Source organism: Aquimarina ulvae (assembly GCF_053613295.3).
The window spans coordinates 1-25,582 of sequence record NZ_JBSIBP030000010.1; the positions used below are offsets into that span (position 1 = coordinate 1).

A 25,582-nucleotide genomic window follows, 5' to 3' on the forward strand; every position below is an offset into this window, starting at 1 on the left:
CAGGAAGCGGAAGCAGCCAGATTAGCTGAGGAAGCCGAAGCAGCAAGATTGGCAGAAGAAGAGAGATTACGTCAGGAAGCGGAAGCAGCCAGATTAGCTGAGGAAGCCGAAGCAGCAAGATTGGCAGAAGAAGAGAGATTACGTCAGGAGGCGGAAGCAGCCAGATTAGCTGAGGAAGCCGAGGCGGCAAGATTAGCAGAAGAAGAGAGATTACGTCAGGAAGCCGAAGCAGTAGAAGAAAGTAGTGAAGACCTTGATCAGATACAGAGGGAACTGGATAATAGCAGTAGAATTACCGATAAATTAATTGCATCAAGAGATTCTTTGTTAACTTCTTCACAGAACTTGGATAAAAGAGAGTTTAATAAACTCTTAGAGTCTTTAGTGAATATGAGTAATGAAGCTGAGGAAGTAAAAAATGATAGTGATCCTACGAGTTCAAAAAGATTAACTTCTAAAAACAGATTTATAAAGTTTGCAGAAGCAACAAGACCTGAAGCTAAATACGCAACTAAATTTATCCCTGGATACCCTGAAGGATATTATTTAATTGGGAATGTATTTAGAGGAGGAACATACGCAGATAGCTTTACGAATAAGTTGAAGGATTTAGGCTTTAATGATGCTCAAATAATCTTAAACCCAGAAAATCAGTTCCAATATGTATCAATTCAATACTATGCTGATAAAACGGAAGCTGCTGAGAACTATTTAAATAATTTAGGAAACAAATACTTTGGTGATATGTGGATATTACATATAGCTAAGAGTAGAGTGGAATCCTTAAAGCGATTAGTACAAGAATCCAGATTAATAAAGGATACTGTAAAGGATGATACCGTTTTGACCGAAAGCTTATCGTATATAGGAGGTCACAACATAGAAAATGGTTACTATTTGATTACCAATATCTTTAAAAGAGAGAATTATTTTGAAAGAGGAATGGAAAGACTTAAGTCAGAAGGATTAGAACCTAAGTTTTTCAGGAATCCTAAGGATAATTACATATATGTCTATTTAGATAGATTCGACACATTAGACCAAGCAAAGCAAAGCCTGTTCTCTAATGTTAATAATACATATGATGGTGATCTTTATATTTTAAAAATACAGTAGTAAGCACCCCAAAAAAATGTTAGAATGAATAACGCAACTCAAATAAAGCAGCTTATGAAAACAATATCCCCAAAAAAAGCTGTACTGTTAATAATGTTAATTGTTATCGGTACCATAAGCAATATAAGTGCACAGGAATTAGTTCCTTTTACACCAAGAGAAACTCGTGATAATATTAGAGGTAATATCCTAATGACAGGTAACGATATTGTTGGTGTATTAGAAAGAAATGGTGTAGACTATGATCCGAACGCTCCTTTCGATCTTTTTACTGGTAACAATGGTCCTTATACGACAGCATTTATTGATGTGGATAATGATAACTCTACGTTTAGCTCTAGTGAAGCAGATTTAAGAATATATAACAATCAGACCAGAGAATCTTGTAGTTCGATTGTCTATGCTGGGTTGTATTGGTCTGCCAACTACTATATGGCTAGAACTAATAATGTTAATGATTTCAATGATGACGAAATAGGATCAAATAGTGATACAAATACTGTTCTAATTATTAATAATGGAAGACTAGCCCAAGAATATACAGTTAGAAATTCAGAATTTGATAATGATAACTCAGACATAAAATTTAGTCCGGTAACATCATATATGGTGGTTGCTCAACCAGTAAGTGGATGTGGTATTACCAATGGAGCACAATTAGCCGGCAATATCGCGGTGATTAGTAATACTGGTAGTTGTTCGATAAGAGAAAAAGTGGTAAATGCTCAGAACGCTGGAGCTGTCGGGGTTGTGATTGTACATAATAATGGTCTTTTACCGAGAATGACAGGTAATGGTCCTGCCATCAATATTCCATCGGTTTCTATAGGGAACAATGATATCAGTAATGCTAATGTTAATAATGGAGATTTAATACCTTTATTGCAGGCAGAAACCAATGTAGTATTGGGTACGTTATCTACAGAAGATGATGATCAAGAAACAGGACTGCCTCTTACGGATCCAAGAAAAGACGGACCTGCTGATTTTAGAAATATAAAGTTTAAAGTTCCAGGTGGTTCTTATATAGATGTAACGGCCAGCAGCGTTGTTTGGGATGGATATAGAAACACGTCAACGAACAACAGTAACAGGGCTAATGATGAAGTGCAATATGTTTGTTATTCTGAGGTAACGAGTTTAATTGATCAAGATAATCCATTTGGAACCTACACGTTGGCAGATATGAATGCTACCAATGGACAAACAGATGGTAGTGATGGTGCTTGTGGCGGATGGTTTTTGGTAGTGATATATGAAGACCCTCTAGAAAGTGCTAAGTATATAGCTACCTCTGATGGTTATGTTCAGATTTTTAATGGAGGCGCGCCAGAAGACTATACCTTTTCTGGATTTACTACGTTACAAGGTAATCAACCTGTAGATGTGCGTTTTGGTTCTGCGGGACTAGAAGGTGATAGAGGTCTTAGAGGTGATGCTTTACAAGTATTAAATACAGCCAATAATTATACAGCATTGGGTCAAGGTAACAATGCTAATAATGATGTTAATCCTACAAATAACTTTTTTGCAAGTACAATTTCTTTTGATCATCAGCATATAACAGATCGGAATCCGGATTCTGAAAACACCATGGGGTTTGATGCGGATCTCTTTGATCTGAACAATGACAATAATTTATTAATAGGTAATAATCAAACCGACGCCACCTTTAGATTGTTTACCGAAGGTGATAGATATAGCGTGTTTTTTAATGCATTTTCTGTTACAATTATAGAACCGGAACTAAGAATTATAAAGCGAATATATGATACTGATGGTACTACAGAGATTACAGGAGGAAATGTAGAACTGGGAGATCAACTATTTTATGATTTGGAAATTGAAAATGTTGGTAATGAGGATTTAGTTGATGGTACAATAGTTATTACAGATATTTTGCCTCCCAACACCAATTTGCTCAGTGTCGAAACTGCTACCTTACCACCAGGCGTTACTTTTACGGAAGTATCACCAGGAGTAATCGAATTTTATATTCCTGCTAGTTTGGTAGAAACGCCTAATGATGGAACACCGGGAGATGCTCCCATATTCATAAGATTTAGAGCAGAACTAGTTAGTACATGTGAGGATCTGCGGGATGCTTGTTCGGATATTATACAAAATACTGCGACTGCTACATATACTGGAGCAGTATCCGGTACGCTTGGTAGTACCTTAAGTAGTAATGAGTTAGGTGTTTGTGGTAATACAGATGGAGAAGCTTCGAATGTTTTAGTAAATGTTCCAGCTTGTCAATTAGATGTTACTTTTTGTAATGATGAGCTATTATTAGTAGCTGGTACTGGCTATAATCAATATACGTGGTCAGGTCCTGGGATTGCTACACCTGTAGTAACAACCGTTAACTTTTTTAACGTACCAAATCCTCAATCTGGTACTTATACTGTACTTAAGGAAGATACTGATGGTGTCGATCCTTCGTGTATGTCACTTACAGAAGAGTTTACGGTAGAAGACTTTAGAGACATTACAAACCCTGTGTTGGATTATGTTAATGGAACGACCGTAGTGACAGAGGATTGTAGTGGACTTCCTATTCCACAAATTTTGTTATGTGGAGACCAGTCATTATTATTAGAAACAAATTTTGATCCGTCTAGCTTAGACGATATTTCCTGGCAACGGCTAAGTCCATCAGGATCTTGTGTATTAGACCCTAATGACCCTTGTTCTTTATTAGATGGTAATTGTACAGATGCTAATTGGGTAGAAGTTACCGGTGGTGACACTCCAGATTATACAGTTTCAGAAGCAGGTGATTATAGAATTCTTGCAGAGTTTGATGGTGGATGTATTATACCATTTTATTTCAGTGTATTTAAGAATGATTATCAGCCTCAGTTAACCATGAATCCTATTGAGTGTGGCAACGATGGTAGTGTAACAGTAACTAATGTTCCTAACAATTTTGCCTTTAGCTTAACTCCAGGAGGACCATACACAAATACGACGGGTATTTTTGCGATTTCTACTCCAGGTGATGTTACGGTATATGCCATTGATACAACGTTTCCTGGTTGTGAATATACCGCAACTATTAATGTGCCTTCTATTGATCCTACGTTTAGCGTTACATCATCAGACCCTAGTTGTATTAATGACGATAATGGTACTGGATTTGGTAGTATTGTAATAGCTGTAACAGCAGGTTCGCCAGAATACGAATATACTATAGACGGTCCAACCTTAACAAACCCTATTGTTATACCAAATAGCAGCGCAAATAATGGAAACTATACACAAAATAATCTTCCTCCAGGAACATATTCTGTAGAGGTTATCTCTAACAGACCGGCACCAGAATGTATTTTTAGTACTTCGGTAACTATAAACCCTGCTATTCCTTTTGAGGCAGAAGCAGTTTTATTAGCCCCCGAAACTTGTGATACAGGTGCATTAGTACAAATTAATGTTACAAGTGGATCCGGTAGTTATTTATATGCTGACAGTGGCGGTAATTTTCAGTCGAATAATGTTTTCGAAATTCCAATTCCTGCAGATCCTACTGCAACATATACATTCTTTGTAAGCGACCAAAATGTACCTGTTGGTGAACCTGCTTGTGTGATTGAAGTAAGCATAGATAATATTAATCCATATGAGCCTATAGTAATTGATGCCGTTACACCAACGGATCCAGTGTGTCCCGGTGATGCTGGACAGATACGAGTAGAGGTTTCTCCACAAGTTACAGGAAGAGATTATCTATATGAACTATTGACTACGGCTACTTGTGCTGTAACAGATACTACCTATACAGTGGTTGGTCAAATTAATAGCCCTCTTAGGGATGTAACCTTTACAAATGTTACAGATTTTGATTGTTACAAAATCAGAGTATCTCATAACAACACCACACCTCCAGGAACGACTCCAGCAACTATTTGTCCAGTCATTCAAGGGGACTATGCGATCAACTCAGAAGATGCCATAGATGCAACTGTTACCTTAGAAAAGGAATTATCGTGTGAAGTGGGTAATGAAGATGCCATTATAAGAATAACATCTGTTACAGGAGGTTCCGGCAGTTATGCGTGGAGTTTTAGCCCAACAGGTGGTTTTACTAATATCACTACTTTCCCAGTGGATATAGCAGTCGCTACAGCGGGAGGTTATACGGTTTATATAGCGAATCAGAATACAGGAAATACGTGTCCTATTTCCAGAGATGTTACAGTAGCACCTTTAGCTACGGTTAATGATTTAAACATTGTAGAAAATTCTACAGACTGTAGTGCACAAACTTTAGAAGTAACAGTAAGTGCAGTTCCTGTAGGCCCAACGTATACATATAGTGTAGTTCCCGCACCAGTTTCAGGTGATGCAACTACTGGAGTGTTTGTTCTAGACAGAGGAACTAGTTATACATTTACTGCAGTACGATCAGACAATCAATGTTCTTATAGTGAGGGTTTCATAAGAGATATACTTCCTGAAATCGATATTACGAGTGCTGTCGAAGCAAGCCCAGTAATATGTAATGGTGATAATGATGGTTCCCTTAACTTTACAGTTACTAATACTACTGATTTTGATTGGGTAGTAACGGACGCTGGAGGAGCTACGGTTGGATCTGGTTCTGAAACAGGTACTGATCCAACAACAGTTACAGTAAACAATTTACCTGCTGGTGATTATGACATAACTGTTACCGATACTAGTATTACAACTACCTCTGCGTGTGGTGATACTGCTTCTGTTACAATAACTGAACCCTCTGCTTTAACTTTTACAACCACAGCAACAGAAACAGATTGTAGTGCCAATACAGGAACCATTACGGTAACTGCCACTGGTGGAAGAGGAAATTATCAATACAGATTAGTTGATAGCGGTGGTAATGTGATCGTAGATTATCCTAATACCAGCAATATATTTACAGGATTAGCGGTAGATACATATACTGTCTTTGTTAGAGATGGAAATGATCCTGCTACAGCTTGTGAAGTGAATGCTACTGAAGATATTATAGAGTCGGCTTCACCAACTATTGCGTTAGCAACAGGAGGAGATCCTTGTTTTGATGGTACTGATCAAGCAACACAATGGATTACAATTACCCCAGGAATTAACCCTCCTTTAGGGCCATTTGAATATATATTAGATAGAGGAGCGGGACCAGAAACCCCAGTCGCAGTCACTTTCTTGGGTGCGCCTGCAAATACTTTCGAAATAGACAATTTAGCCCCCGGTAATTACACAGTCTTTGTTAGAAACACAAATACACAGTGTACTACAGGTACATTGAATTTTACAATAAATCCTGAGATAACTATTACAACTAATCTTGATAAGGATATAGATTGTAACGGTGATGCTGTGATTTCATTTATCGCATCTGGTGGTAGTGGGACATACACGCAATATGACCTTTATACTACAGGAACACCACCGACATTGTCTCAGGCTAATATTACGTCAACACATAATATTGGAACACCAGGAGATTATCTAGTTCAGGTAACTGATGATCTTGGATGTTCTGCATTTTCTAACCCAGTAACAATAACCGCATATACAGCTGTTACGGCAACAGCAGCAGAAACAAATCCTGATTGCCCTGGCGATGATGGATCTATAACTGTTACAATAGGAACAGGAGATGGACCTTTTACCTACGACCTCAATGGAACAATTATTGGACCTACAGGCGATACAACAGTTACTTTTAATAACATACCAGTAGGAACCGGATATACAGTGGATGTTACTGATGGCACAGGTGTTTGTACCATAACTACCAATAGTGTTGATATTGTAGCGCCAGTTGCCCCTACAGGAACTGTTGCAATTACACAAGACTATAGCTGTGATGGTTCTGGATCAAGTACGACACCAATTTTAGGTGAAATTACAGCCACTATATCAAGTAATGGAGATGCAACTCCACCTTTAGAATATAGTATCGACGGAATTAATTGGCAAGCGTCTCCAGTGTTTACGGGATTAACTGATGGTACATACACAATACAGGTAAGAGGAGCAAATACTATTGCTTGTCCTGTTTCTTTAGCGCCGATTACTATTGATCCGTTGGTACAAGTTACAGATCTATCTTTTGCTGCCACACAAGTACAATGTCCAGCATTAGAGGCAGATGTCACTATTACACCTACATTAGACGGAACAAGTGCAGTTCAATATGAAATTACTGCTCCAATCACAGTAGGACCACAGGCTTCAAATGTATTTACAGGATTAACTTCCGGAACTACATATACATTTTTAGCAAGAACAGATTCTGATGGTTGTGTGTATACAGAAGATTTTACTGTACCAGTAATAGATTTCATCGCCGTAAATGGAACTGTAGTTTCAGAACCTTCGTGTAATGGAGCTACTGATGGGGAAATCTCATTTACAGTTTCTGGTATTGATTTAACATCGACTACGTATACATATAGGGTTAACAGCGGACCCATATCGGCTCCAACGAATGTAGCAACTACAAACCTTGGTAGTCTTGGTGCTGGCTCTTATGTGATCGAAGTTAGAGATGAAACTACATTATGTACTGCACCAGCGACAATTACATTAACAGATCCAGCGGTATTAACCGTGAATGCTGCAGTTACTACAGATCTAACATGTGTACAGAATGCAACTATTACAGTTACCGTAACAGGTGGTAATGGAGGATATCAGTATACATTAGTTGATAGTGGTGGTACGCCAGTAGCAGGACCACAAACGAGTAATGTATTTACCGTAGCAACTGCTGACACATATACTGTTAATGTTGTGGATGCAGAGTCTTGTACTGCAAGTGATACAGTTATTGTTGCTGATCCTACACCAATTGATGCAACCATAGATGCTGCTTCTGATTTCTGTTTGGACGATGGTGCAATTAGTTTTACAATTATTATAGATGGAACAAATACAGGTACTCCTGATTATATTTATAACGTAACTAGAAATGGTGTAGTGGTAATACCAGATACAAATGTTGGAGCGGCAACTACTTTTACTACCACACCAGACTTGACACAGCCGGGTGATTATGTAATCACAGTAACTGATAGTAATGGATGTTTCGTTGTATTACCAACTCAAACAATAGAACCGGCAGTAGAACTAGTTGCTACACAAGTTGCAGACATTACTTGTGACGCTTTAGGAAACCCTGTTGACGCTGAGTTCTCTTTTGTTGTAAACGGAGGATACACTCCTTATGATATTGATGTAATTTTTAATGGTGGTGCTCCTGTAAATCATATTACCAATGGCACTGCACCTTTTGCAAATTATGTGGCAACTTTGGGAGCTGGTACTTATGAGTTTGTAGTAACTGATGATAGAGGTTGTTCGTTTACAACATCACCTTTCACAGTTAGCAATCCTGTAGCTCCTACAATAACTTCACCTAATGTGAATGTGGATTGTGATGGTGAATTAGGAACGGCGATAATAACTGTAACAGGTACAGAAACACCATACGAAATTGATTTCCAAAATACAGGAACGTTTGTAACGATAACGGGAACGCAAATTTCTTTTGCGAATCTTGCAGAAGGATCCTATGCTTATACAGTGAGAAGCAGCAGAGGTTGTTTGTATACTGGTACAGTTGATATAATCGCTCCGGATCCAATTACCGAAGTTAATAGAGTTGAAACTCCTGTAACTTGTGGTGGATCAGCAACAGTGACCGACTTGGGGTCTATTGATTTAGAAATTGCAGGAGGAACTGCTAACTATACATACAATTTAGTTAGAGCCGAAGACTTATTCACTAGACCTTTTGTATTTGCAGCTACTGATGTAGCTACACCTAATCCAGTAACTACTGGTACTAACGTAAGTTTTGATGGTTTGGATTTTGGACAATATTATATAATAGTTGAAGATGCTAATGGTTGCGATCAAGAATTTGGTCCATTTAACATATTCTCACCACCAAATGATCTTTTGCAGAATATTACAGTTTCTGCTACCTGTCCGGGTGGAGTTACTTTCGAAATTGATGTACAAGGAGGTTCGGGTATTAACCCACCTGCTAATCCACCACCTGGATTTGATATAAGAATTGTTGGAGAACCATCTCCGGGTCTTGGAGACTTTGTACCTCTTGATGATAGTGTGGGTGGACCAACTGCGGTAGATGCTAATACTCCAATTAGAGATCACACTTATTCAGGACTTGATTTTAACAGAACTTATATCTTAGAGGTTAGGGACAATGCAACTAATTGTTTATATCAAGAAGTAGTTAATCCCGTTTCTCCACCTTCAGAACCAAATATTACTAATTTGACGGTTTCCGATGTTTCATGTAATGAAACTCCTGCAGTAAATGATGGTGAAATTAGTTTTGATATATCAGGATACGATCCTTCTGTAACTCAAGTTTCATGGGAAGTTTTTGATCAAATCACTAATGTAACATTAGGAGTGGCTTATACTGGTACTGCACCGGCAGCAAGCCCCGCGACTATTCCTGTTACTATTTCAAATTTCTCTCCTGGTCAATATTATGTTGTGGTCAGAGAAGATGATGGAACTTTATGCCCTACTAGAGCGGATTTCGTAATTGATATTCCAGATCCTTTGGATTCAGCTATTACAGCACAAACACCAGCAAATAGCTGTGGTACAAATGCTTTTGTAACATTACAGACTACGGGAGGAACTCCGTTCGGAATACCACCTACTGCAGATGGATATACGTATGAAGTAGTGGCTGATGGAGCAGGTGATCCAGGAACATATACATTGAACAGCAACGTCATTGACTTAGGCATTGTTGCTGGCGATTTTGATATTTGGGTGGCTGATGCTAATAATTGCAGTTTCGGACCTATTGATGTTATGGTTGTAGTAAACCCATTACCTACTGTTACAGCTGCGTTTATAGATGACTGTACTTATGATAACAGCAATATTATTGATGTGGATGGCACTGGTTTAGGAACACTTTTATATCAATTAGATGGTGGAACAGCTGTTGTCGGTAGTATTGATAATAACAATCATGAATTTACTGTTTCAACACCTGGTACGTATACAATCTCTATAACCGATGAATCTGGATGTACGGTTTCTACATCTGTTACTGTGTATGACGAACTAGTGATAGTAGCTGAATTCACTACCGCACCAACCTGTGAAAATGCAGATGGTGTGATTACAACTACAGTTAATTCTGGAGTAGTTCAAGGTACGTTAACCTATGTACTTCAGGATGGAACAGGAACTCCTACAGGAAATACAACAGGAGATGCTACAGGTATTTATACAGGAGTAGCAGCTGGAAATTACATAGTAGTTGCTACTGATGACGGTAGAGGTGTTGCACCAGGCTGTTCATTCTCTGCGCCAGTTAGTATAGATGCTCCAACACCACCAGTTCTGGTACCGGCGACCACGTTGGTTACGTGTGTGGGTGATACAGACGGAGTAATTACTGCAACATTAACAGCAGGATCGACAGATGCTGATCCAGCGGTAACCTATCAATATGAAATTATTGCTGGTCCGGCATTAAGACCTATTCAATCTAGTCCAGTTTTCACCGGATTAGGTATTGGTACTTATACGGTCGAAGTTACAGCTACCAAACCAAATGGTTCGTTGAGTGTAATTTGTACAGATACTGAAGATTATATTATTGCTAATCCAACCTTAGCAACGGCAACTATTACAAACACAGCATATACTTGTGCTGCCGATGGCACTACAGAAAACTTCCCAGTAATTACTATAGATACTTTTGCAGGAGGTTCGGGAGCACCATACAGAATTGAATATATTGATCCATCAGGTAATACTGTTGGACCGGTTGATGCTAATAGTATTGATATTGACGGTAATCCGGCAAATGGTATTCAGATCATAGCTAATGAAGCGGGAAATTATACATTTACTCTTTACGACAGCAATAATTGTCCTAATCCATTAGCACCATATAATATCCCAGCATTCCCAATCATGACGGATGCTGTTATAAATCAAGTTACTCCTATTGATTGTGCTACGAATACCGAAGAGGTAACAGTAACCGTTACAGGAGGAACTGGTCCATACGATTTTGTAGAAATTAACGGAGCCGTGCCACCACAAAATAATGTTGCTTCGGGTGGTGCTACCACAACGAGTGCTTCATTTTTCTTACCAGGTGTAGGAAACTATATTTTTAGAGTGACAGATCAGGCAACAGGTTGTACTATTGATACAGCACCGTATGAAGTGTTGCCGTATGATACTATTGAAGCTAATATTGTTGTAATCGCACCAGATATATTATGCTTTGGTGATGCTACAGGTAATATTGAGCTTACCGTAACGGGTCACACGGGACCTTATAATTATACGGTAACGAATACCACAACCGCAACGGTTACAGGGCCATTCGGTGCTGACACCACTGTTCAAAACCCAATTACAATAACAGGTCTGGAAGCTGGAAATATCCAGGTTTCAATTACAGATCCAGTTTCTACTTGTGATGATGATTCGAATGTGGTTACTATTACGCAGCCAACAGAGTTAACATTGGCTTTAGTTTCTAATGATAATGCATATTGTACTTCTGACGGTAGAGTAGTTGTAGAAGCAACAGGAGGAACAGCTCCTTATACATTTACTGCCGATGATGGTGTTAATCCGGTGTTTACAAACAATACTGGTGACTTCTCATTACCAGGTGGGCCTGCTCCAGGAATTACTTATACCATTACGGTTACGGATGCCAATAGTTGTACCTCAAATCCAGCTTCGCTGTCTGTAGATGTCATAGAAACGGCAGACCCTACATTAGATCCATTAACAGTTGATGATGTTTGTACACACGACGGTAGTTATGAAATCACTGCCACGGGAACAAGTAATGTTACTGGTGGTACTGGAGCATTGAGATTCCAGTTAGATGGTGGAACCATTGTTGATGCCAATAATGGATTAAATTCTCACATATTTACAGTATCTACACCAGGAACATATACAGTGACTGCGTATGATGAAAACGGTTGTCCAACTAATGTGGAATCAATCACGATTCTACCAGAGTTAATCGCTTCAGCAGATTTCACTGCAGATCCAACGTGTAGAGATTTTGATGGAACGATTACAGTGACAGTTACGGGTGGTTCTGATTTCGGTACCAACCCTGTTAACTTTACATTTGTGTTAACTGGAACAGACAGTGCAGGTAATCCTGTAAACATTTCTCAAAACGGTGCAACAGGAACTGAAAATGTGTTCACTAATATTTCAGCAGGAACATATACGGTTACAATTACTGATATAAATATTCCTGCAATAACAGCACCTTGTTCAATCACTATAGATGTACCTACATTACCGGTACCGGTAGACCCTATAATTACAGCTTCTGCAACAGCGGTTTCTTGTATTGGAGCTACTGATGGAGTAGTAACAGTTGTACTAACTAACCCTATCACTGACGACGCTCCTTATACTTATCAATTATTTGTAGATACAGGAGGAGGTGTTCCAGGAGCTCAAATAGGAGTTGATCAAATTGATAACCCTGTGTTTACTAATTTACCAACAGGAAATTATGTTGCTATAGTGACTTCGGATAGAGATTGTTCTGGTCAAGCTTTAGTAACAGTTCCTAATGCAACTCAGGTTGTGGCAACAGCTGCTCAAACAGCATATAGTTGTGCTGCAGATAACAGTGAGGTATTCCCTATAATTACAGTTACAATTCAGGATGGTACAGCACCATATACAGTAATTTATACAACACCTTCAGGAAATACGGTTACTGCAGTTGATGTAGTTGATGCGGATGCTACAGCTGCAGGTGTGCAATATGAGTTTGTTGCTGATGAAGAAGGTAATTATGTGATTACGGTTACAGATTTTAATGGCTGTAACACATCTCCGGTAACTATTACCGAATCAGTAGGACCATTCCCAGTAATGACCAACCCACTGGTTACGGTAAACACACCTATTAGTTGTGTTGTAGCAGAGGATGTATTGGTAACTGTAGAAGGAATTTCTACTGGATTATATGATTTTGTGGAAACTACAGGTACAGGATTATCCGTAACTGGCGTACCATTTGGAACAAATGATATCGGCGCAACACCACAAACAGAAACAGGTGCGTTATTTACATTACCTAATGTTGGCGTGTATATATTTGAAATTACAGATCAGACAACGGGTTGTACAATTACTGTAAGTCATGAGATTCAGCAATTTGATAATATCATCTCTACAGCTACACAGCAAACACCAGAAAGTTGTTTTGGTGATGCTGACGGTCAGGCAGTAGTTACTATCGAAGGATATGCAGGAGATCTAAGCTATCAAATTGTGGATATAGGTGTTACACCAGAGGTTGTTGTTTACACTTCTGTAACAAACTTAACTACTGACGGAGATGTAAATACGGCGGATACGTTTATCGTACCTCCAGCTCCTGATGGATTGACAACAGGTAATTATAGAATTGACTTTACAGAGTTAAACGCTCCACTATGTACAGATAGTGCTGTGTTTACGATTCTTGGTCCTGCTACTCCGGTAGATTTAATATTGACAGCAATAAACGACACAGAGTTTTGTGATCCGGCTGCTAATGGTGCGATTCAAGCAAGTGTTACAGGAGCGAGAGGAACCGTTACGTATCAAATTGCAAGGGCAAGTGCTCCGGCCACTATATTGGAAACAAATACCGATGGTTTGTTTGAAGGATTAACGGCGGATACTTATGAAGTAACAGTAATCGATAATAATGGATTATTTAGTTGTTCAGATACTGATACATTCGTGATCAATCCTCCCGCAGATGATGTAGTTGTAGCTTTAACACCTACAAATATTAGCTGTTTTGGAGCTGCTGACGGCAGTATTACAGTTAACGCTACGGGTACAGATGTACCATTTGTTTACACAATAACACCTAGTGGAGGAGTAGAAAGTGCAATACAAACATCAAATGTGTTTAATTTCCTAACAGCGAATACGTATATCATTAATGTATATGATATTTATGGTTGTGCAGGATCTAATACAATTGATATTACCGAACCAAATGAAGTAACGGTGGTTATCGATAATGCAACTGAAGTTACTTGTGCTATTGATACAGTCGATGTTACGGTGACGGGTAATGGAGATTTCCCAATTGAAAGCCACGTTCTTGTAAATGTAACTGATGACCTTAACCCTGTAGAAACTGTGTTCACGACGAATACTGCTACATTTACCTTTACAGGTTTAGCAGAAGGAGAGTATCAGTTTTATGTGATTGATGTTAATGGATGTAGATCTCAATTGTCTGCTCCTGTGCCTGTTGTGCCAATCGATCAAATTACATTTGATTTAGACCTAAGTGCAGCTAATGTAAATTGTACTGATGAAGCTTCAGGAATAGTGAACCTTGGGAACATTACAGGTGGAATAGGTGATTATAGATTCCAATTAACAAATAATACGACTGGTGTGGTATTGCCAGGCGCTGGATTATTCCAGGCAGAAAGTCAGTTTACAGACTTACCACCTGGTGATTATACATACCTAGTAGAATCAGATAGAGGATGTTCTACTCCAAGAAACTTTACTATAGTAAATCCTCCATTGTTTGAAGAAATTCCTCCAGAGGTAACAAATGTAGTTTGTTTTGGAGAGGACAATGGTTCGATTATAGTATTTGCAGCAGGAGGAACAGGATCATATTCATTTGCAATAAGTACGGATCCTGGCCAATTCTTTAATGATGAGTCAGACAATGTGCTTAATCAGCATACGTTTACGAATCTGGTTCCTGGAGTATATCAGGTGTTTGCACAGGACTCTAATGGTTGTGGTCAGGTATATGATGTAACTATAGGAGAACCAGAGCAGTTAATGGCTAATATTGTTGGAGCAGTAACCCCAGAAACTTGTTTTGGAGATAGTGATGGAGCAGTGACAATTGAAATCACAGGTGGTACTCCACCATATTCAACAAATATTACGAATAATGATTCGGATTTTGTAGAAGGGGTACTCACCTACATGGATCTTCCTGGAGGAACGACTACTATATTTGTAAGAGACGCTAATAATTGTAGAATTAATTTACCAGTAGACATTCCTGAAGGAGCGATTCTTAATGGTGTTATGATTCCAAGGGCAGACTGTCCTATTTATAACGCGGACGGCACTGTGAGTCAACCACCAGTATACTATATAGATTTTGTGTTAGGTGAGGATTCTGTAGATACAGATATCATTTATAACTTAGTTTCAACAGATGGAGGCGTGAGCCCGGGTGATAGCCTTTCGCCAACATTTATAGTACAACCAGGGGAATATCAAGGTACGATGACCTACACGCCTACAGGATGTGTATTTGATGCAGGGTTGATTACCATTGAGGTATATGATCCTTTGCTTCCACCTATAGCAATTATGACCAATAATCCTCAGGATCCAAATGAATATGAAATAAGAGTTGGAGGTACTGAACCATATAATAGTAATTACACATATTTTGTTGCGATTATTCCAGATGGTTTGACAATTAATGATTTAACCGATGCGGATTATAGAGAATTGGATACAAATGTTTTTTCTATTGATGAAACTGCAGAGTATGCACTAAGAGTAGTTGATAATAGTTTTAATGATTGTCCAATAACTGCATCACAGGAATTAACATATATTAATATTGTTATTCCAAACTACTTTACTCCGGATAGTGATGGTACAAACGATTACTGGTATCCAAGACAAGATAGTGCTAACCCTGGCAGTGATCCTTTCTTCTTTAGTGATATGGAAGTAAGAGTCTTTGATAGATACGGTAGATTATTAGCTGAGTTTGTTGGAGAGCAGCAAGGTTGGGACGGAATCTATCAGGGAAGTGAATTGCCATCAGGAGATTATTGGTTTACCATTATCCTGAATGATATTGATAACAGAGAGTTTACAGGTCACTTTACTTTATACAGATAATAAGTATGAGAACGTACACAAAACATATGATAATAGCTATAGTTGTATTAACAACTATAGCAAGCAAACGAAGTTATGGTCAGGAGTTTTTTGCACCGGTTCAAAACCAATACATTGCAGATAATCCATATTTAATTTCGAGTGCTTATGCCGGAATTGGTGATTGCTGGCAGGTTCGTGCTTCAGGATTCGAGCAATGGGTGGATATTGCTGATGCTCCCGGCACCCAGTCTATTTCGATAGATGGACGTATATCGGACCGCTCGGGTGTAGGCGCTATTCTATTTAATGATCAGAACGGATTTACAACGCAAAAGGGTGTTCAGCTATCCTTTGCGCATCACCTTACTTTAAACGAGTACACTAACCAATATTTATCTTTTGGTATTAGCTATAAGTTTACACAGTTTGGTATCGATACTTCAGAGTTTAATGATGGAGATCCTAATCAACCACCCAGTCAGTCATTAGAAAATATTACCGTAAATAATTCTAATTTTGATATTGGGGTATTGTATCGTTTAGGAAGATTCTTCTTAAGTGCGAATGCGGTAAACTTATTACGTAAGGAAATAGATGATTTCAACCCAACAGAGCCCGCTTCAATACAGAATTACTATGTGTATTCTGGCTACACTTTTTACGATCGTTTTAGTAATATTGAGATAGAACCATCTATGTTATATCAGAATTTTGCAGGAGATGGAAGAAGTACCGCAGATTTAAATATAAAAGTAAGAAAGTTACACAGAGGAGATTACTATTGGGCAGGTATAAGTCTTCGATCGTTGGTTGATCAAGATTTTAAGCCACTTTCTGTATCTCCCATGATTGGTATTAAGAAGTCTAACTTTTATGTAGCATATGGATATCAGGTAAATGTCAATGAAGTATTTGATGCCAGTAACGCTGCAGGATCCCATATGATTACTTTAGGCATAGACTTTGGTTGTCGACAAAGTAAATGTGGATGTACATATTAAACTTATAAGAAAAAGAGCACTATAATAGTGCTCTTTTTCTTATAAGTTTAAGGTATACAAGCCAAATATAGCTACTATAAAGTAACAAGTAATAGTCAATGCTCCTTGGTAATCTTTGGCAACTCGCTGTCCAAAAAGAAGCATAAGCAAAGTAACACAAGCAGAAAACATAGCACCAACTGCAAATCCTGTATGATTATCTGCTATTAAATGATAGATACCCATAATGCAGAATATAGCAGTGATGATTTCGATAATCAAGATTGTTCCTAAAAGGAGCGGGACTATATTGCCTAAAAATGTTGCAGAAAAATGATCCTTTAACCAACTTAGATTCCCTTTCCAATCAGTGAATTTATCAATACCAGATTGTAAAAAAGTAATTAATAAAAATAGTAAGATTGTAATCGGGACAAGATGAGTCATAAAATTATCCATAAAGTCGAATTTAGTTTTGAACGAATAACGATTTCTAAAAGTCGTAATAAAGAATAAGAATAAAAAACAGTAAGTATAAAAGCTTATAGAGCCTTTTTATGAAGTAATCGAGTCAGTTTGATAGACAAGTCGGTTAGAATAATTTTTGCATTACCATTACGCTCTATATGATAAATAGCATCCTGAATTTCATTACTGATATCTATGATGTTTGCACCGTGAATAAAAGGCGCAAAATTTTGCAACTCAAAACCATTGGTTTTCGGCTCTAAAAATACGAGATCTTCAGCACCGTAGTTTAATAATAAAGCTTGTCTGAAAAAATCAAGACAATAGTTTAGAAACTTCTTTTGTGTTTCTCTTCCAGAACCAGCTATAGATTCACTCCAATTGATTAAATCATTAACAGCCGATTTATTCCCTTTAGCTCTAAAAGCTGTTCGAATCCACTGTATGAACCAGTTTTCGAATTGCTCATCGCCACCATCGTGGTGTAATAAATGTAATGCCTTGCTATAATCACCATTGGCTTGGTGCGCAATCTTCAAAGCTTCTGCATCAGAAACACCTTCTGATGCTTTTATAGCATCTTTGATTACTTGTTCTCCTAAAGGTGGGAAATGCAAAACCTGACATCGAGATCGTATCGTTTGTATCAGTTGCTCTTCGTCCTCGGAAATCAAAATAAAAACGGTCTTCTCGGGTGGTTCTTCGATAAGTTTGAGCAGCTTGTTAGAAGCGGCCATGTTCATTTTATTAGCCATCCAGATAAGCATTACTTTATAACCACCTTCATAACTTTTTAAAGATAATTTTTTAACAACATCCAACGCTTCATCTACACCTATCTGCCCTTGCTTTTTCTCGATACCTAATAAAAGATACCAATCAAAAATACTTCCATAAGGATTCTCTTTTACAAAAGTTCGCCATTCTTCGGCAAAGTGATTGGCAGTTGGATGCTTTTTCACTTTATCATTCGTGGCAACAGGATATGCAAAATGTAAATCGGGATGTGCCAGATGATTGAATTTTGCATTACACGATTGAATGCCTCCGCTGTTCTCACCATCTTTATTTTGACATAAAATATACTGAGCATATGCTATAGCCATTGGTAAAGTACCACTACCATTAGGTCCCACAAAAAGTTGTGCGTGTGGAACACGACCACGTGCTACGCTGTTAGTCAAATAACTTTTGATATGTGTGAGCCCTAAAATTTCTGAAAAAAGCATAGCGCAAATATAATTTAATCATACATAAAATGAAGGGAGGAGTTTAGATATCTCAAGAATATGATTTTTTCATTGAAAACGACCTTTTTGCTAAAAATCGATAAAAGTGAAACTTTAACGTAAAAATTCAGCATTTTTTCCAATTGTTTTCGATGTTTTTGACGAAATAAAATTATTTTCGTTTGCGATAAATCAATCCAATCCGATGAAGACAATCAACGATTTCAATTTTGAAAATAAAAAAGCATTAATTCGAGTAGATTTTAATGTTCCATTAGACGAAAATTTTAAGGTTACTGATGATACCAGAATCCAGGCGGCGAAACCAACAATTATCAAAGTACTAGAAGATGGAGGAAGCGCTGTTTTAATGTCTCATTTAGGTCGTCCGAAGGGCGTTCAGGATGAATTTTCATTGAATCACATTATAGAAAAAGTAGCAGATGTAATTGGGGTACAAATAAAATTTGTAACTGATTGTGTTGGTCAAGAGGCAGAAGAAGCTGTGGCACAATTAAACCCAGGTGAAGTATTATTATTAGAAAATCTAAGATTCCATAAAGAAGAAACTGCAGGAGATAGTGATTTTGCAGAGCAATTATCCAAACTTGGGGACATCTATATAAACGATGCTTTTGGTACAGCACATAGAGCACACGCATCTACGACAATCGTAGCAAAGTTCTTTCCTGAAAACAAATGTTTTGGAAGCTTATTAGCAAAAGAAATTGAAAGTATTGATAAAGTTCTAAGCAGTGGAGAAAAACCTGTTACAGCCGTTTTAGGAGGATCTAAAGTATCTTCTAAAATTACGATTATAGAAAATATTTTAGATAAAGTAGACCACCTGATCATAGGAGGAGGAATGACATATACCTTTATTAAAGCACAAGGAGGTCAAATAGGCGATTCTATATGCGAGGATGATAAGCAAGAATTAGCTCTAGAGATTTTAAAGAAGGCAAAAGAAAAAGGAGTACAAATTCATCTACCTGTAGATGTAATAGGGGCGGACGCTTTTGATAATAACGCTAATACAAAAGCAATGAGTGTAGATGCGATCCCTGACGGATGGCAGGGTTTAGATGCCGGACCCGAAACCTTAAAGAGTTTTCGTGAAGTGATATTGAATTCCAAAACTATACTTTGGAACGGACCTCTTGGAGTTTTTGAGATGGAAAACTTTGCAAACGGAACCATAACATTAGGACACGCTATCGCAGAAGCAACAGAAAAAGGAGCATTCTCACTTGTAGGAGGTGGAGATTCGGTAGCAGCAGTAAAACAGTTTGGATTTGGAGACAAGGTAAGCTACGTCTCTACGGGTGGAGGAGCGATGTTAGAAAGTTTGGAAGGAAAAACGCTTCCAGGTATTGCTGCTATTGAAAATTAATTATTTAAGATGATGTGTTATTAACAAAAGATGTAATTTTCTGTAAGAAAAACCTTAATAAATACAAAAGTTATTAAAAATCAGTCATTTAGACTGATTTTTTTATGTTTTTAACTTATTGATTTTTTGGATTTTAGAAAAAAAATGCGATTTTCGCAACGGTGTTGTTGATAACTTGTAGAAGCATCGTACGAATCACCCTAAAATATCCGTTAGTTTGAGAAATGATAAAGAATATCCGAAAATGATTAAAAATTGTTGGTTCTGTCTTAGTTTTGTTTTCTGTCTGGCTACATTGCAAGCTCAGGATACTATCCCGTTACCCGTAAGCCAAAAAACGAAAACTTCCAGAACATTAGTGCTGGATAAACAAGTAACATTACAAAAAGATACCGTTCAGGTAATTGATACAACCAAGATCGTTAATACCGTCAGTGAATTAAGAACAACAACCTTTACAAAGACAAGTGCGAAGGATAGTGTGATGTATGCCGTGCAAGATTATCCAAAAATGGCAGAATTAGATGCGATCTGGAAACAAGAATTATATAATTCAGGTCTTTTTGATACCATTCATAAATCAGTTACAGAATTAGAATACGAACCGGTTGAGTATGTCGACCTTCCTACAGATACGCTAAAGGCAAGATTAGCAGAGCTCAATGCACGCACACCATTTAATGTAGAATATAACCCTTCATTAGAAAGTGTAATTAAAAATTATCTCAAGAATCGCCACGAGCACTTAGAAAGACTAATGGCCTTAAGTGAGTTTTACTTTCCGCTGTTTGAACAAGAACTTGACAACCAAAATATTCCATTAGAAATAAAGTATTTGGCAATCGTAGAATCTGCATTAAAACCAAGAGCTAAATCCAGAGTAGGAGCTACGGGTTTATGGCAGTTTATGTTTGGAACCGGAAAAATGTTTGGATTAGAAGTAAGTTCTTATGTAGACGAACGTATGGATCCTATTATGGCTACGCAGGCAGCTTGCAAATATCTAGCAAGTTTATACCGTGTATTTGGCGATTGGGATCTGGCGCTGGCATCATATAACTCAGGACCAGGAAACGTGACTAAAGCAATCAGACGCAGTGGAGGATACACCAATTATTGGAATATACGTCAAAACCTACCAAGAGAGACCGCAGGATATTTACCTGCATTTTTAGCAACGATGTACATATTTGAATATGCAGAAGAACATGGGTTTAAACCCAGAAGACCAGAATTTGCATATTTCGAAACAGATACGATAAAAGTAAAACAGATGATCACCTTGGATCAAGTTTCTGAAGTAATGGATATAAATATGGAAGAATTACAGTTTTTAAACCCTTCGTATAAACTAGACATTATTCCCTTTATTAAAGATGAAAATTATGTGTTGCGCCTGCCACTCGATCAGGTGGGTAAATTTGTAACCAACGAAAATCAAATATATGCATTGGCGCAGGAAGAATTTAATAAAAGAGAAAAACCACTCCCAAAGTTTTTCGAAGCAAATGATAAAATTCGTTATCGTGTGCGAAGCGGAGATTTCTTAGGTAAAATAGCAAGAAGATACGGAGTACGTGTAAGTCAGATAAAAAGGTGGAACGGGTTGCGAAGCAATAACCTCAGGATCGGACAACGATTAACTATCTATCCACGTCGTCCGGTTGTTAACAGAACGCCAAAGAAAAAAGCAACCCAAAAAGCTGTAGCAAGTACCAACGTAGGAAGTTCGGAAACATACACGGTAAAATCAGGTGATACCTTATGGAGCATTTCACAAAAGTTTAAGGGAGTCTCTATTGAAAACTTAAGAAGTTGGAATAATATAAGCGGTAGCGGAATCAAACCTGGTATGAAGTTGAAATTGTCAAAGTCATAGTTGGTTATATATTTGTAAGAAATAGTTGGGTATTCTAACTTTATGAGTTCTTATAGCTGGCTCTATTTTATACAGTAATTTACATTTGGAACGGTTTATGATGTCAAAATCAGTATTATATCGGTTATCTGCATATAATTATTTTTGATATTAGTTCATCCCAAGTATATTTGTATTATGAAAAAACTAACACTAGCCATTATTACTATTCTATGCACCATTAGTTGTGCCGAGAAAAAAAAAGATACCTCCGAAAAAATAAACGGTTCTCTTGCTCAATCTGTTGGTAAAATAAATGAACTAGCGGTTGTGGTGGAGAACGATTTATGGAAAAGTAGTTTAGGTGATACCATACGTAAATATTTTGGAGCAGAGGTTCCAGGTTTACCGCAAGAAGAACCATTATTTTCTATGAGACAATTACCTCCAGAAGCTTTTACTGGTATTTCCAGAAGAAATAGGTTGTTCCTAAAAATCCAAATAGGCAATGAGCCCAAAGTATATGTAGCCAATAATAAATATGCCACACCACAATTAGGATATGTAATCACAGGAACAAATAATGATGATATTGTTAGTTTGATTCAAGAAAGGTCTCAAGGGATGATTGCCAAATATAAAAAGGTGGAAACTAGAGAAAAGCAATTCAGAATTAAAAAATCAGTAGAATACATCCCTCAATTACAAGAAAAAATGGGAATCACTCTCAAAATTCCTTCGGCATATAGGATTGCCAAAGAAGAGGATAAATTCTTTTGGTTGCGTAAGGATATTAAAAATGGTGATACCAACCTGATGATTTATGAACTTCCTTTAGGTACCATACCCAAAGATTCTAATACCATTGCTAAGATTATTCAGGTAAGAGATTCCATAGGCGTATTAAAAATACCAACAAACTCTGGAAAGTTTATGACAGAAGAGGCTTATGCACCATATTTATTCGAAACTTCATTCAACAATAAATTTGCATTCGAAACCAAAGGAACTTGGGAAATCAAAGATCGATATATGGCAGGCCCTTTTGTAAACTATGTGATTGATGACCTTGAAAACAACAGACAATTGGTTATAGAAGGCTTCGTATTAGCTCCTTCTGTTAGAAAAAGAAATTACATGTTCGAACTCGAAGCAATTATTAAGACGATTAAATTCGATTAATACGACTTCCTATACAATAAATCTAAAACTTGCAAATTAGTTTCCGCTCCTTTTAGAGAAGATTGAGGACAGCCTTTATAGCCTTTACCCTAGTGTACATTACTAATTCCGTATAAAAAACATTTTGGATTATTTTTTATAATGTCATCGAAGTAAAGTGTACCGAAAACAAGTTTGTTAGTAGGTATCAATTCCTAATATAGTTTGATTTTAGAGCAGCTTTATAATATATTTAGCCGTTCAAAAATCTTACCAATGAATATTGTTTCTTTTATTGCGAAACACGTTGCTGTTTCAGAAAAACAAATCACTAAAACTATTGAGCTTTTAGAGGATGGAGCTACAATTCCATTTATATCCAGATATCGCAAGGAAATGACCGGCAATCTCGATGAGGTGGAAATTGGAGAGATCGTTAAATACAAAACAGCTTTTGAAGCGTTACAAAAAAGAAAAGAAAGTGTTCTTGCTAGCATTAAAGAACAAGAAGCATTGACACCAGAATTACAAAAACGTATAGAGGCATCTCAAACCCTCTCTGAAGTAGAAGATTTATACCTACCCTATAAGAAAAAGCGTAAGACTAGGGCTACGGTTGCTAAGGAACTAGGATTGGAACCCTTGGCAAAAGTCATCAAGCAACAGCGAGAGGAAGAAATTCTGTTCGTTGCCTCTCAATACCTTACTGATACCATTAGTAATGAAGAGTTGGCGCTACAGGGAGCCAGAGATATAATAGCAGAATGGATCAATGAAGATGAAAAGATTAGAAATAGATTACGTAGACTATACCAACGTAGAGCTACCATTTCGTCTACCGTTATAAAATCCAAAAAAGACGAAGAAGAAGCTCAGAAGTACCAACAATATTTTGAATGGGAAGAACCGTTACATAAATGTCCATCACATCGATTATTAGCTATTCTTAGAGCCGAAAATGAGAAGATCGTACGAGTAAAAATCACCGTTCCAGAAAATGATGCCTTAGACATTATAGATGATGTTATGATCCAATCAAACGTAGAAGCCTGTACAGATCAAATGTTTTTAGCAATCGCAGACGCATACAAAAGATTGTTAGCACCGGCAATTTCTACAGAAATACTTAATCATACAAAAGAGAAAGCTGATGATGATGCAATAAAAGTATTTGCTCAAAATCTCAAACAATTACTGTTAGCCTCACCTTTAGGACAGAAACGTATTCTGGCATTGGATCCTGGATTTAAATCAGGCTGTAAGGTAGTGTGCCTTGACAAGCAAGGCGATTTACTTCATAACGAAAACATATATCCACATCCGCCGCAACGTGAAACAACCAATGCGATAAAAAAAATCAAATCTTTGGTGAATGCCTATAAAATTGAAGCTATTGCCATAGGAAACGGAACTGCCGCCAGAGAAACAGAAGAATTAATTAAAAAAATTCCGTTTGAAGGTTCAATTCAGGTATTTATGGTCAATGAAAGTGGCGCATCTGTATACTCAGCTTCCAAAATTGCCAGAGCAGAATTTCCGAATTATGATGTAACCGTTAGAGGAGCGGTATCTATTGGTAGACGATTAGCAGATCCACTAGCAGAATTAGTAAAAATTGACCCTAAAGCAATTGGAGTTGGTCAATATCAACACGACGTGGATCAAACTAAATTAAAAATTGAACTCGATACCGTTGTGATGAGTTGTGTAAACAGTGTAGGAATTAATGTAAACACAGCCAGCGCCCCATTATTAAGTTATGTATCCGGAATCGGAGAGAAACTTGCAGAAAACATCGTGAACTATAGATCAGAAAATGGAGCCTTAAAATCTAGAGAAGAACTAAAAAAAGTACCTCGGTTAGGCGGGAAAGCGTATGAGCAAGCAGCAGCATTTTTGAGAATCTCTGAGCCTAAAAATCCACTTGATAATTCTGCAGTACATCCAGAACGATATAAATTGGTATCCAAAATGTCCAAAAATGTGGGTGTACCTATCGACGAATTGATAGGAAATAGAAATGCCATTACTAAAATAAAATTAAATGAATATATCTCTGAGGATGTGGGTTTACCAACTTTGACCGATATTGTTAAAGAACTAGAAAAACCTGGAGTTGACCCAAGAAAGAAAGCGACTGTTTTTGAGTTCGACCCCAATGTAAAAACAATTAATGACCTAAAAGCAGGAATGAAATTGCCAGGGATTGTTAATAACATTACCAATTTTGGATGTTTTGTAGATATTGGTATTAAAGAAAGTGGGTTAATACATATCTCAAAACTGGCCCATGAGTATATTAGTGATGTAAACACCATAGTTCAGTTAAATCAACATTTGATAGTTACTGTAATAAGTGTGGATTTACCAAGAAAGAGAATTCAGTTGTCTCTGATCGATTAAAAACAAAAAACCCACTTGCTTGATAGCAAATGGGTTTTCTCTTTTTTAT

General features: G+C 37.5%; 8 protein-coding genes and 1 pseudogene. 7 read left to right on the forward strand and 2 right to left on the reverse strand.

The features are described 5' to 3' along the window. The 3 genes and pseudogenes from ACWGOQ_RS18440 to ACWGOQ_RS18450 form a co-directional block, all read left to right on the forward strand. A pseudogene (locus tag ACWGOQ_RS18440) lies at positions 1-1,116 on the forward strand (hypothetical protein); the annotation flags it as partial. Positions 1,117-1,170: 54 nt separating this feature from the next. Continuing rightward, positions 1,171-16,059, forward strand: a complete 14,889-nt coding sequence (locus ACWGOQ_RS18445; protein ID WP_452055876.1) for a T9SS type B sorting domain-containing protein — start codon at positions 1,171-1,173, stop codon at positions 16,057-16,059. Between the two features lie 26 nt (positions 16,060-16,085). Next, a complete protein-coding gene (locus ACWGOQ_RS18450; protein WP_452055875.1) occupies positions 16,086-17,042 on the forward strand; it encodes a PorP/SprF family type IX secretion system membrane protein in 957 nt (318 codons plus the stop codon). A 39-nt stretch (positions 17,043-17,081) separates the two neighbouring features. Here ACWGOQ_RS18450 and ACWGOQ_RS18455 read toward each other — a convergent pair whose 3' ends face one another. Both ACWGOQ_RS18455 and ACWGOQ_RS18460 read right to left on the reverse strand, forming a co-directional pair. Further along, a complete protein-coding gene (locus tag ACWGOQ_RS18455) occupies positions 17,082-17,480 on the reverse strand; it encodes a DoxX family protein (protein WP_452055874.1) in 399 nt (132 codons plus the stop codon). Positions 17,481-17,563: 83 nt separating this feature from the next. Then, the gene (locus ACWGOQ_RS18460; protein WP_452055873.1) at positions 17,564-18,718 is read right to left on the reverse strand and encodes a DNA polymerase III subunit; all 1,155 of its coding nucleotides are present in this window, start codon (positions 18,716-18,718) and stop codon (positions 17,564-17,566) included. Positions 18,719-18,923: 205 nt separating this feature from the next. Between ACWGOQ_RS18460 and ACWGOQ_RS18465 the strand changes: the two genes are divergently transcribed. The 4 genes from ACWGOQ_RS18465 (at position 18,924) to ACWGOQ_RS18480 (ending at position 25,533) form a co-directional block, all read left to right on the forward strand. Then, positions 18,924-20,111: a phosphoglycerate kinase gene (locus ACWGOQ_RS18465; protein ID WP_452055872.1), complete on the forward strand. Its 1,188-nt coding sequence runs from the start codon at positions 18,924-18,926 to the stop codon at positions 20,109-20,111. A gap of 244 nt (positions 20,112-20,355) precedes the next feature. Next, positions 20,356-21,990, forward strand: coding sequence for a LysM peptidoglycan-binding domain-containing protein (locus tag ACWGOQ_RS18470; protein ID WP_452055871.1), 1,635 nt, complete (start codon positions 20,356-20,358; stop codon positions 21,988-21,990). A 177-nt stretch (positions 21,991-22,167) separates the two neighbouring features. After that, the gene (locus ACWGOQ_RS18475) at positions 22,168-23,151 is read left to right on the forward strand and encodes a DUF4837 family protein (protein WP_452055870.1); all 984 of its coding nucleotides are present in this window, start codon (positions 22,168-22,170) and stop codon (positions 23,149-23,151) included. Between the two features lie 255 nt (positions 23,152-23,406). Continuing rightward, the gene (locus ACWGOQ_RS18480) at positions 23,407-25,533 is read left to right on the forward strand and encodes a Tex family protein (protein ID WP_452055869.1); all 2,127 of its coding nucleotides are present in this window, start codon (positions 23,407-23,409) and stop codon (positions 25,531-25,533) included. Positions 25,534-25,582: the final 49 nt, after the last annotated feature.

What these genes read in the sequence shown, in the direction of transcription:
- ACWGOQ_RS18470 (WP_452055871.1), top strand. Translation starts at nt 20,356, where the DNA reads ATGATTAAAAATTGTTGGTTCTGTCTTAGTTTTGTTTTCTGTCTGGCT.
- ACWGOQ_RS18460 (WP_452055873.1), bottom strand. Translation starts at nt 18,718, where the DNA reads ATGCTTTTTTCAGAAATTTTAGGGCTCACACATATCAAAAGTTATTTG.
- ACWGOQ_RS18445 (WP_452055876.1), top strand. Translation starts at nt 1,171, where the DNA reads ATGAAAACAATATCCCCAAAAAAAGCTGTACTGTTAATAATGTTAATT.
- ACWGOQ_RS18455 (WP_452055874.1), bottom strand. Translation starts at nt 17,480, where the DNA reads ATGGATAATTTTATGACTCATCTTGTCCCGATTACAATCTTACTATTT.
- ACWGOQ_RS18450 (WP_452055875.1), top strand. Translation starts at nt 16,086, where the DNA reads ATGATAATAGCTATAGTTGTATTAACAACTATAGCAAGCAAACGAAGT.
- ACWGOQ_RS18465 (WP_452055872.1), top strand. Translation starts at nt 18,924, where the DNA reads ATGAAGACAATCAACGATTTCAATTTTGAAAATAAAAAAGCATTAATT.
- ACWGOQ_RS18475 (WP_452055870.1), top strand. Translation starts at nt 22,168, where the DNA reads ATGAAAAAACTAACACTAGCCATTATTACTATTCTATGCACCATTAGT.
- ACWGOQ_RS18480 (WP_452055869.1), top strand. Translation starts at nt 23,407, where the DNA reads ATGAATATTGTTTCTTTTATTGCGAAACACGTTGCTGTTTCAGAAAAA.